The sequence below is a fragment of the Streptomyces sp. NPDC088812 genome (genome assembly GCF_044750285.1).
GTDB lineage: Bacteria > Actinomycetota > Actinomycetes > Streptomycetales > Streptomycetaceae > Streptomyces.
In genome coordinates, this window is the sequence record NZ_JBIVJP010000023.1 from 179894 (window position 1) to 190552 (window position 10659).

Here is a 10659-nt window from a genome sequence, read left to right on the forward strand (position 1 = left end):
ACCCTTGACCCATGCCCGAAGGCGACACGGTCTGGCAGGCCGCGAGGCGGCTGCACACCGCCCTCGCGGGGAAGGTGCTGACCCGTTCCGACCTGCGCGTGCCCAAGTACGCCACCGCCGATCTCACCGGCCGTGCCGTCCTGGACGTCACCCCGCGCGGCAAGCACCTCCTCACCCGCGTCGAGGGCGGCCTGACGCTCCACTCCCACCTGCGGATGGACGGCTCCTGGAAGGTGTACGCGAACGACCAGCGCTGGACGGGCGGTCCGGCCCACCAGATCCGGGCCGTCCTAGGCACCGACGACCGCACCGCGGTCGGCTACCGCCTCCCCGTCCTGGAACTCCTGCGCACCTCCGAGGAGGAGCGGGCCGTCGGCCACCTCGGCCCCGACCTGCTGGGCCCCGACTGGGATCCGGAGCGGGCCCTCGCCAACCTCCTCGCCGACCCGGCCCGCTCCCTCGGCGAGGCCCTCCTCGACCAGCGCAACCTCGCCGGCATCGGCAATGTCTACAAGTGCGAGCTCTGCTTCCTCCTCGGCGCCACCCCCTGGCTGCCCGTCGGCGCGCTGCCCGCCGACCGCGCGGCGAAACTGCCCGTCCTCGCGCAGCGGCTCCTGGAGGTGAACCGCGACCGCCCCACCCGCGTCACCACGGGCCGGCGCGGCCAGGACCTCTTCGTCTACGGCCGCGCACGCCACCCCTGTCTGCGCTGCGGGACGCCCGTGCGGGTGGCCGACCAGGGCGACGGCTCCCGCGAACGCCCGACGTACTGGTGCCCGAGCTGCCAGACGGGACCCGCCCCGGCCCCGGGCTCCCCGGCCGCCCGCCGTGTCCGCTCACACCCTGCCGTTTGACGCCCCACCGGTCGACGAGAAGGTCGCGCGCTCCTTGCGAGGCTGCGCGACCGTGCGCCCCCCACCGGACGCACCGCGCCCTTCACCGGCGCCGCAAACGGCCGAGGCCGCGCCTGCGCCACCGCCCACTCCCCATCCTCATCCCACTCCCCATCCCACTCTCCGGCACCGCCCGGCCGCCCCGCCGCCCCCGCCAGGCAGCCGCCCACCGCCCGTCGGCGACCGCCCCCACCGCCCGCCCCTTGGCCGCACAGTGGACCGGCAGCAGACTCAGGCCCCACCCCCCGGCGGCGACGGCCCCTTCCAGCACCCCGGCCTCGGGCACCACGGCGAGCCGCAGCACAGCCCACCACCACAGGACCCCGAGCCCGAGGCAGGCCACCCGGCCCACTGTCCGGCCCGCCACGGCCGTCACCTCCTCCCACCCGGCCCACTGTCCGGCCCGCCACAGCCGCCACCTCCACCCCGTCACCGCGGAACCGCCACGACCGCCACGACCGCGAGGACCGCCACCCCACCCCGCCACCACCGGCCCGACGCGGGCGGACCACTGCCTTCGCCCGGCAGGACGGCGAAGCGCCCACCCGTACCACCGGGAGGGCGCACCACCGTCGCGCGGACCACTCTTCACACCTCACATCACACGTTCTCCGCCTGGAACATCCAGTGATGCTTCTCCAGATCGGCGGTGATCCCGATGAGGAGGTCCTGGCTCACCGGATCGGGGTCCTCGGTGGCCGCGACCCGGTCCCGCATCCGGGTGATCACCGCACCGAGCGCCGCCACCAGGGCGCCCACCGCGTCCGCGTCCTTGATCCATCCCTGGGACACCGTGTCGATGCCGCTGCCGGAGGCGACCGTCGCCGCCCGGCCGTCGGGCGACACACCGAGCGCCGAGGAACGCTCCGCCACCGCGTCGGTGTGCGTGCGGGCGCTGGCCACGACGTCGTCGAGCTGGAGGTGGATGGACCGGAAGCGGGGCCCGACGACATTCCAGTGGACCTGTTTGGCGACGAGCGAGAGGTCGATCAGGTCGACCAGCGCCCCCTGCAGTGCTTCGGCGACGGTCTTGAGATCGGCGTCGGGCAGCGGGCTCTTCACGGCGTTCATCCATACCTCCGGGTGGGTCGGCTCCCGTCATGCCCCTCCACGATGACCGCAGCACGCATGACCGGCAAACGGACCTGAATCAGCCCGAGCCCACCCGAACCAGAAAGCAGCGCCTGAACCGGCACAAGAGACCACGGTCCTCGCTGGCCCGCCCCGCCCGCCCGCACACGCACCGCACCCCGGACAGACCACCGCAGGCAAACACCCCGGACAGGCACCCTGGACGGACAAGGACCCATGCAAAAACCCCGACCGCTCCCCTCCGGCCTGATCCGGAGAAGCCCCGGCCGGGGCCTCACACACGCAGTGAGCGACTCACCCGCACTCGCGCCGTACGCCTCGCACACACCCGCCGGCCGGCACAGCCGCCGAGGGGCACCTCAGGCGGCGACCACGTCCACTGCCTCGGCGGGCGCCTTGATGGTCACCCGCTCCGGCGGCACACCGGTCACCGACACGGAACCCAGCATCGGACGAACCGGCGTGGGCACAGGCTCACTGGGGGTGGCCGCAGCGGACTGGGCCAGCTCGGCGAGGGCGAGCTCGTCGCTCACTTCCCGCATGAGCTCGGACATCCGTACGTCCAGCGCGTCGCAGATGGCGGCGAGCAGCTCGGAGGAAGCCTCCTTCTGCCCCCGCTCCACCTCGGAGAGATAGCCGAGCGAGACTCGGGCGGACGAGGAGACTTCGCGCAGAGTACGGCCCTGGCGCTGGCGCTGCCGACGCAGCACGTCACCCAGCAGGCGACGGAGCAGAATCATCGGTGGCTCCCTCCTCGGACCGCGTAGCCGCATCCTTCACGCCCCACCGTACCGCCTTGCGCTGCGGCCGTGCGGGGAGCGATGTCGTGTTCACTCAGGGCTGCAAACATCAAAACCCCCCGTTCTGTTCCGTATCCTGTGCCCGCTCATTCCCGGTCTGTTCGCCCGCGAGCTCCCTCAGAAGCACTGCGAGTACGCTCCGTACACTCTCTCTACGAATTTCCGCACGGTCGCCGTTCAACCGCAGGGCCTCCACTTTTCCGCCAGAGGCAGAACCGGAGTCCGCCCCTGACGGCCCGTCCACGGCCACGTAGACCGTCCCGACCGGCTGCCCGTCCTGGGGGTCCGGACCTGCGACGCCGGTCGTCGCGATGCCCCAGTCGGCACCCAGCGCCTTGCGCACCCCGGCCGCCATCTGGGCCGCTACCTGCGGGTCCACCGCCCCCCGGGCAGCCAGCAGATCACCGTCGACCCCGAGCAGCTCCTGTTTCAGGGCGGTGGCGTAGGCCGTCACCGACCCCCGGAAGACCTTGGACGCGCCGGGGACCGCTGTGATCTCCGCGGCCACCAGGCCACCGGTCAGCGACTCCGCGACGGCCAGCGTCCGACCCGTCACGATCAGTAGTCGGACCACGTCGGCGGCCGTGGAACTCACCCTTCCGTCTCCTGCGCCGCCGTCCTGCGCTCGGCGATCCCCTGCCTGCGCAGCAGGATGGCCTGTCTCACATAGTCGAGCCCGGTCACCACGGTCAGCACGACCGCCGCGGCCATCACCCAGAAACGCAGGGTGGCCAGCCAGCCCGTCAGCGCCAGGACGTACATGCCGACGGCGACGCCCTGGGTGAGCGTCTTCAGCTTGCCGCCCCGGCTCGCCGGGATGACGCCGTACCGGATGACGAGGAAACGCAGCAGGGTGATCCCGAGTTCCCGGCCCAGGATCACGATCGTCACCCACCACGGCAGATCCCCGAGCGCGGAGAGGCAGATCAGAGCCGCCCCCATGATCGCCTTGTCGGCAATGGGATCGGCGATCTTCCCGAAGTCGGTGACGAGGTTGTACGTCCGCGCCAGATGACCGTCGAACAGGTCGGTGATCATGGCCACGGCGAAGGCCGCCCAGGCGAGCGCGCGCCACGCCGGGTCGTAGCCGCCGTCGGCCAGCATCAGCGCGACGAAACCCGGCACGAGGACCAGCCGGAGCATCGTCAGCAGATTGGCGACGTTCCAGACGCTCGCCTGGTTGACGGCCGCGGCCGCCAGCTTGCCGCCCCGCGGCGCCTTGCCGACACCCGGGGTCTCGTCGTCGGCGGACGCGCCCGCAGCGGCCGCGGCGCCCTTCGCCGGTGAGGCGCCGCCCGCGGCCGATGCCGGGACACCCGTCATCTGTCCGTCTCCTCACGACACCCGATCGAGCCCGGCAGGGGCTCGGCCACCAGGTCGACACCTTCCGTACCGACCACTTTCGCCTCGACCATACGACCGACGGCCAGTCCCTCGCCCGACGTGAGCAGCACCTGGCCGTCCGTCTCCGGTGCCTGGTGCCCGCCGCGGCCGTGGACGCCCTCGTCGTCCACCGACTCCACGAGCACGCGCACGGTTTCCCCGAGGCGTTCCTCGGCGCGCTGCGAGACGAGTTCCTCGGCCAGCCGGGAGACCCGGGCGAGCCGCTCGGCGACCACGTCCTCGTCGAGCTTGTTGTCGTACGTCGCGGCCTCGGTGCCCTCCTCGTCGGAGTAGCCGAAGACGCCGATGGCGTCCAGCCGCGCGTGGTCGAGGAACCGCTCGAGCTCCGCCAGGTCGGCCTCGGACTCGCCGGGGAAGCCGACGATGAAGTTGGAGCGGACGCCGGCCTCGGGCGCCTTGCTCCGGATGGTGTCGAGCAGTTCCAGGAAGCGGTCGGTGTCGCCGAAGCGGCGCATCGCGCGCAGCACGTCGGGCGCGGAGTGCTGGAAGGAGAGGTCGAAGTAGGGGGCGACCTTGGGGGTCGAGGTCAGCACGTCGATGAGGCCGGGCCGCATCTCGGCCGGCTGGAGGTAGCTGACGCGCACCCGCTCGAGGCCGTCGACCTCCGCCAGCTCGGGCAGCAGCGACTCCAGCAGGCGGATGTCGCCGAGGTCCTTGCCGTAGGAGGTGTTGTTCTCGGAGACCAGCATGATCTCCTTGACGCCCTGCTCGGCCAGCCACCGCGTCTCGTTCAGCACGTCGCTCGGGCGGCGGGAGATGAAGGAGCCGCGGAAGGAGGGGATGGCGCAGAAGGTGCAGCGCCGGTCGCAGCCGGAGGCCAGCTTGACCGAGGCGACCGGGGCGCCGTCGAGACGGCGGCGCAGGGGCGCGCGGGGGCCGGAGGCCGGGGCGAGCCCGTCGGGGAGGTCCGCCGGAGCATGTCCGGGGAGCGCGACGCCGGCGGCCGAGTCCTGCCGCTCCGCCGGGCTGATCGGCAGCAGCTTGCGCCGGTCGCGCGGGGTGTGGGCGGCGTGGATGCCGCCGGACAGGATGGTCTGGAGGCGGTCGGAGATGTCGGCGTAGTCGTCGAAGCCCAGGACGCCGTCGGCCTCCGGAAGCGCCTCGGCGAGGTCCTTGCCGTACCGCTCGGCCATGCAGCCCACCGCCACGACGGCCTGGGTTCTGCCGTGCCCCTTGAGATCGTTCGCCTCGAGGAGGGCGTCGACGGAGTCCTTCTTGGCGGCGTCGACGAAACCGCAGGTGTTGACGACGGCGACGTCCGCGTCCGCGGCGTCCTCCACGAGGTGCCAGCCGTCCGCCTCCAAACGGCCTGCGAGCTCCTCCGAGTCCACCTCGTTACGGGCGCAGCCAAGGGTGACGAGTGCGACGGTACGGCGTTCAGGCATGGGCTCAAGACTACTTCGTCCGGCTGACAGCCCTCGCCGACGGGGTTGGCGATCTTCCTGCGCGCGGGGCCGACGGGTGTCGCCGGCCCCTCACGCGGCGGGTACGCCCGTCACCCGGCCTCCGGGTCGCCCTTCGTGTACGTCAGCCGCTCCACGGCCCCCGGGCGGAAGTCGTCGTCGATCTTCTTGCCGTTGACGTACAGCTGGATCGCGCCGGCGTCCCCGAGGACCAGGTTGATCTTCTCGCTGTCCTGGAAGGTCTTGGTGTCCCCCTGCTTGAGCAGTCCGTCGAAGAGCAGCCGCCCGTTGTGGTCCTTGGCGGAGATCCAGCTCTTGCCGTCGGTGGCGCTGACCTGGACGGTCACCTTGTCCTGGGGGGCGGCGGCGATGGCGCTGTCGGAGGGCTCGGGCGTCTCGTCGAAGCTCTTGTCGCTCTTGGGGGTGGGCGGGGCGGGGGCGCTGGTGGTCGGCGCGGCGCCGTCGGCGACGTCCGTGGTGCCCTCGTCGCCGCCCTTGAACGCGGTGAAGCCGACGAACCCGACCACGGCGACGATCGCGGCGACCATGGCCGCGGTCCAGTTCGGCCCGCGCCGCTCGGGCCGGATGCGCTCCGCCTCGAACAGGGGTGCGGCCGGCGTCGGCGCCGGACGGCCGCCATGGGTGGCGTCGAACTGTTCGATCAGCGGGGCCGGGTCCAGCCCGACGGCCCTGGCCAGGGTCCGGATGTGCCCGCGCGCGTAGACGTCCCCGCCGCAGGGGGCGAAGTCGTCCGACTCGATGGCGTGGACGATGGCGATACGGACTCGGGTGGCGGTACTGACGTCGTCGACGGTCAGTGCGGCCGCGATGCGCGCCTGCTGCAGGGCGCGGCCGATGGAGGGGCGGGCATCCTCAGGAACGTCTTCGAACGGACGCTCGTCTTCAGGAGAGTTGCCGAGGGACACGGGGGCGCCTTTCGAGCGTGTAGCCACCTGTGCTGGAGGTTCAGTCTAGGAGGGGGGCGAAAGGGAGGGGCAACCGGTCGGTGGGGCATTTACGCCATCGGAATGGCCGGACACCCCGATGACGGGCCAGGTGCGGAGCCCAGGGTGAACGCCACGCCTGTCCAGTCGCTCAACTTGACGTACGCCGAGGGGAAACGGTTGCCCACAGCTCCCTAACGGGTGCGTCACGAACGCCCGCTGCCCCCGCGAAGAAACGACTATCCTTCAGTTTCCCCTCGGATCACCGCGAGCACGCCGTCCAACTCGTCGGGTTTCACAAGAACGTCACGAGCCTTCGACCCTTCGCTCGGCCCGACGACACCCCGCGACTCCATGAGGTCCATCAGCCGGCCCGCCTTGGCGAAGCCGACGCGCAGCTTGCGCTGGAGCATGGACGTCGACCCGAACTGTGTGGAGACGACCAGCTCGGCCGCCTGGCACAGCAGGTCGAGGTCGTCGCCGATGTCCTCGTCGATCTCCTTCTTCTGCTTGGACCCGACGGTGACGTCGTCCCGGAAGACGGGCGCCATCTGGTCCTTGCAGTGCTGCACGATCGCCGCGACCTCGGCCTCGGTGACGAACGCGCCCTGCATACGGGTCGGCTTGTTCGCCCCCATCGGCAGGAACAGCCCGTCGCCCTTGCCGATCAGCTTCTCGGCACCGGGCTGGTCGAGGATGACGCGCGAGTCGGCGAGCGAGGAGGTGGCGAACGCGAGCCGCGAGGGCACGTTCGCCTTGATCAGGCCGGTGACGACGTCGACGGACGGCCGCTGCGTGGCGAGCACCAGATGGATGCCGGCCGCGCGCGCGAGCTGGGTGATCCGCACGATCGCGTCCTCGACGTCCCGTGGCGCGACCATCATCAGGTCGGCCAGCTCGTCGACGATCACCAGCAGGTACGGGTACGGCTGGAGCTCGCGCTCACTGCCCTCCGGCGACTTGACGGTGCCCTCGCGCACGGCACGGTTGAAGTCGTCGATGTGCCGGTAGCCGTACGCCGCCAGGTCGTCGTAGCGCAGATCCATCTCGCGCACGACCCACTGGAGCGCCTCGGCGGCCCGCTTGGGGTTGGTGATGATCGGCGTGATCAGGTGCGGGATGCCCTCGTAGGCGGTCAGCTCGACGCGCTTGGGGTCGACGAGGATCATCCGGACGTCCTCGGGGGTCGCCCGCATCATGACCGAGGTGATCAGGCAGTTGATGCAGGACGACTTGCCCGAGCCGGTCGCGCCGGCCACCAGCATGTGCGGCATCTTCGCCAGTGAGTGCATGACGTACCCGCCCTCGACGTCCTTGCCGAAGGCGACCAGCATCGGGTCGTCGTCCTCCGCGGACTCCGCCAGCCGGAGCACGTCACCTAGGTTGACCATCTCCCGGTCGGTGTTCGGGATCTCGATGCCGACCGCCGACTTGCCGGGGATCGGGCTGATGATCCGCACGTCGGGGCTGGCGACGGCGTAGGCGATGTTCTTCGTCAGCGCGGTGATCCGCTCGACCTTCACGGCGGGGCCGAGCTCGACCTCGTAGCGCGTGACCGTCGGGCCGCGGGTGAAGCCGGTGACGGCGGCGTCGACCTTGAACTCGGTGAAGACGTTCGTCAGGGAGGCGACGATCGCGTCGTTGGCCGCGCTGCGCGACTTGCCCGGGCCCCCGCGCGTGAGGAGGTCGAGCGAGGGCAGCGCGTAGGTGATGTCACCGGAGAGCTGGAGCTGCTCGGCACGCGGCGGCAGGTCGCGCGGCTCCTCGGGGGCCGACTTGGTGAGGTCGGGCACCACCCCGGTCCTCGACTTCTCCTGCCGGGGACGCGCGGCCGGGACCGGTGCGGTCGGCTCGCGGTCGCCCGTGCCCACGCCCTGGGTGAGGTCGGCGACGACCGGCGAGGGCGGCATGCCGTGCAGCACGGCGCCGTCGAGGTCGGCCGCGGCGGCCGCGGCGATGTCCACCGCGTCCGGCTGCCGGTCCATCGCGGGCTGCGGCACCGCCGAGCGCCGGGGCCGGCCGCGCCGCCGCGAGAGGGCCTCCTGCTCGGCGTCCTCGGGGTCGTACGCCTGCGGGGCGCTCGAGCGCCGACGGGGGCGCGCGGGCAGCGCCTCGCGCCACTGCTCGTCGTAACGCGCGTCGTCGTCCTCGAAGGCGCCGTACACGTCCGCCTCGGGATCGCGCAGCAGGCCCAGCCGCACCCCGAGCTGCCGCAGCCGCTGCGGGACGGCGTTGACGGGCGTGGCGGTGACCACCAGCAGCCCGAAGACCGTGAGCAGCACCAGCAGCGGTACGGCGAGGATCTCGCCCATGGCGTACGTCAGCGGGGTCGCCGCGCCCCACCCGATGAGACCGCCCGCGTCCCGTATCGCCTGCATGCCCCCGCTGCGGGCGGGCGAGCCGCACGCCACGTGGACCTGGCCGAGGACGCCGATGACGAGCGCGGACAGACCGATCACGATGCGCCCGTTGGCCTCGGGCTTCTCGGGGTGCCGGATGAAGCGCACCGCGATGACCGCGAGCAGGACCGGCACGAGCAGGTCGAGGCGGCCGAAGGCGCCGGTCACCAGGATCTCGACCAGATCGCCGACCGGCCCGCGCAGATCGGCCCAGGTACCCGCGGCGACGATCAGGGCCACACCGAGCAGCAGCAGCGCCACGCCGTCCTTGCGGTGGGCGGGGTCGAGGTTCTTGGCGCCGTTTCCTATGCCGCGGAACACGGCGCCCACGGCGTGCGCCAGGCCCAGCCAGACGGCACGTACGAGCCGGTACACGCCCCCGGTGGGACTGGGCGCCGGTTTGGGCGCGGGCTTCTTCGCCGCGACCTTCTTCGCGGGCGCCCTCTTCGCCGGGGCCTTCTTCGCGGCGGCCTTCCTCACCGCGGCCTTCGCGGGAGCGGCCGCCTTCTTGGCGGGCTGCTTCTTGGCTGCGGAGGGACGTGAGGCCATGGAGGTGAGATTACCGGGGGAGACGACAGCGGACACGCGTGCACAGTGCTTCACCCGTTCGTGTCGTCCCGGCGGGGGCGTGAAGCTGACGCGCGCTCAGCCGGGAGGCCGACTCCCGGTCATCCGCAACTCCCGGCACCCCGCCCGTCGATGGGATTCAGGTCTGCGAGGGCACCGACGCCGCCCCGCCGCCCGTACCCGGCTCCAGGGCGTCCAGGGCCCGCCGCAGGCCGGTGAGTTTGCGCTCCAGGTGTGCCGCCGTGGCCACCGCGGCCGCGTCCGCCGACTCGTCGTCCAGCTGCTTGGACAGGGCCTCCGCCTGCTCCTCCACGGCGGCGAGCCGCGCGGACAGCTCCGCGAGCAGCCCCGGCGACTCCTTGGCGCCGCCGACCGGCGCCTTGGCGCCACCGCCCTCCAACTGGAGCCGCAGCAGAGCCGCCTGCTCCCGCAGCTGGCAGTTCTTCATGTACAGCTCGACGAACACCGACACCTTCGCGCGCAGCACCCACGGGTCGAACGGCTTGGAGATGTAGTCCACCGCGCCCGCCGCGTACCCGCGGAAGGTGTGGTGGGGACCGTGGTTGATCGCGGTGAGGAAGATGATCGGGATGTCCCTCGTCCGCTCCCGCCGCTTGATGTGGGCGGCTGTCTCGAAACCGTCCATTCCCGGCATCTGGACGTCCAGCAGAATGACCGCGAAGTCGTCCGTCAGCAGTGCTTTGAGCGCCTCTTCCCCGGACGATGCCCGCACCAGCGTCTGATCGAGCGCCGAGAGGATCGCCTCCAGCGCCAGCAGATTCTCCGGCCGGTCATCGACCAGGAGGATCTTGGCCTTCTGCACCATGGCCCGCCCTCCTCGCCCCGGCAGTGCACCGGGCGCCGCCCCTGGGGACGACTCCTTTGCGCCGCCCTTCCTTGTGCCGGTCATCGTAGCCCCACCCCGACCGTCGCCACACCCTGTCACCGTGATGTCACTGTGCACGTTGCAGGAACGCGGCAGGAGGCCGGAAGGTTCCCCGGATCCCGCCGCGCCACCCGACCGTGACCACCCCGGGTCAGCGGCTTCCCGCCTCCCCGGGGCGCCCCGTTATGTTTTTCGCGGTCCTGCAAGAGGGCCGCTGGCCTCCGGGCCCGGCATGACTGTTGCCCCCTGTCGAAGGCATGACCTGGGGGGT

At 71.8% G+C, this 10659-nt stretch carries 9 protein-coding genes; 1 reads left to right on the forward strand and 8 read right to left on the reverse strand.

All coding sequences use genetic code 11. The features are described from left to right. Window positions 1–11 precede the first annotated feature (11 nt). Window positions 12–854 (forward strand): Fpg/Nei family DNA glycosylase, encoded by an 843-nt coding sequence (locus tag ACIP67_RS33720; protein WP_401696932.1) that lies wholly within the window; start codon window positions 12–14, stop codon window positions 852–854. A 639-nt stretch (window positions 855–1493) separates the two neighbouring features. Here ACIP67_RS33720 and ACIP67_RS33725 read toward each other — a convergent pair. The 8 genes from ACIP67_RS33725 to ACIP67_RS33760 form a co-directional block, all read right to left on the reverse strand. Further along, on the reverse strand, window positions 1494–1964 hold the full coding sequence (locus tag ACIP67_RS33725) for a Dps family protein (RefSeq protein ID WP_401696934.1): 471 nt from the start codon (window positions 1962–1964) through the stop codon (window positions 1494–1496). 380 nt (window positions 1965–2344) lie between these two features. Continuing rightward, the gene (locus tag ACIP67_RS33730) at window positions 2345–2725 is read right to left on the reverse strand and encodes a helix-turn-helix domain-containing protein (protein ID WP_167997591.1); all 381 of its coding nucleotides are present in this window, start codon (window positions 2723–2725) and stop codon (window positions 2345–2347) included. A 109-nt stretch (window positions 2726–2834) separates the two neighbouring features. Continuing rightward, complete coding sequence (locus ACIP67_RS33735) at window positions 2835–3380, reverse strand: CinA family protein (protein WP_401696935.1); 546 nt, start codon at window positions 3378–3380, stop codon at window positions 2835–2837. Beyond that, entirely contained in the window at window positions 3377–4108 is a 732-nt protein-coding gene (gene pgsA, locus ACIP67_RS33740; protein ID WP_401696937.1) for a CDP-diacylglycerol--glycerol-3-phosphate 3-phosphatidyltransferase, read from the reverse strand. The genes ACIP67_RS33735 and pgsA overlap by 4 nt, the downstream gene beginning before the upstream one ends. Continuing rightward, on the reverse strand, window positions 4105–5574 hold the full coding sequence (rimO, locus tag ACIP67_RS33745) for a 30S ribosomal protein S12 methylthiotransferase RimO (RefSeq protein ID WP_401696939.1): 1470 nt from the start codon (window positions 5572–5574) through the stop codon (window positions 4105–4107). Before rimO ends, pgsA begins: the two co-directional genes overlap by 4 nt. A gap of 110 nt (window positions 5575–5684) precedes the next feature. Continuing rightward, window positions 5685–6518 (reverse strand): helix-turn-helix domain-containing protein, encoded by an 834-nt coding sequence (locus tag ACIP67_RS33750; RefSeq protein WP_401696941.1) that lies wholly within the window; start codon window positions 6516–6518, stop codon window positions 5685–5687. A gap of 257 nt (window positions 6519–6775) precedes the next feature. Further along, window positions 6776–9484 (reverse strand): DNA translocase FtsK, encoded by a 2709-nt coding sequence (locus ACIP67_RS33755; protein WP_401696943.1) that lies wholly within the window; start codon window positions 9482–9484, stop codon window positions 6776–6778. Window positions 9485–9641: 157 nt separating this feature from the next. Next, complete coding sequence (locus tag ACIP67_RS33760; protein ID WP_401696944.1) at window positions 9642–10328, reverse strand: two-component system response regulator; 687 nt, start codon at window positions 10326–10328, stop codon at window positions 9642–9644. Between the last annotated feature and the right edge of the window lie 331 nt (window positions 10329–10659).

Bases quoted from the DNA above. Each gene is read 5' to 3' on its own strand.
- ACIP67_RS33720 (WP_401696932.1), top strand. From the start codon at position 12: ATGCCCGAAGGCGACACGGTCTGGCAGGCCGCGAGGCGGCTGCACACC.
- ACIP67_RS33725 (WP_401696934.1), bottom strand. From the start codon at position 1,964: ATGAACGCCGTGAAGAGCCCGCTGCCCGACGCCGATCTCAAGACCGTC.
- ACIP67_RS33730 (WP_167997591.1), bottom strand. From the start codon at position 2,725: ATGATTCTGCTCCGTCGCCTGCTGGGTGACGTGCTGCGTCGGCAGCGC.
- pgsA (WP_401696937.1), bottom strand. From the start codon at position 4,108: ATGACGGGTGTCCCGGCATCGGCCGCGGGCGGCGCCTCACCGGCGAAG.
- rimO (WP_401696939.1), bottom strand. From the start codon at position 5,574: ATGCCTGAACGCCGTACCGTCGCACTCGTCACCCTTGGCTGCGCCCGT.
- ACIP67_RS33755 (WP_401696943.1), bottom strand. From the start codon at position 9,484: ATGGCCTCACGTCCCTCCGCAGCCAAGAAGCAGCCCGCCAAGAAGGCG.
- ACIP67_RS33760 (WP_401696944.1), bottom strand. From the start codon at position 10,328: ATGGTGCAGAAGGCCAAGATCCTCCTGGTCGATGACCGGCCGGAGAAT.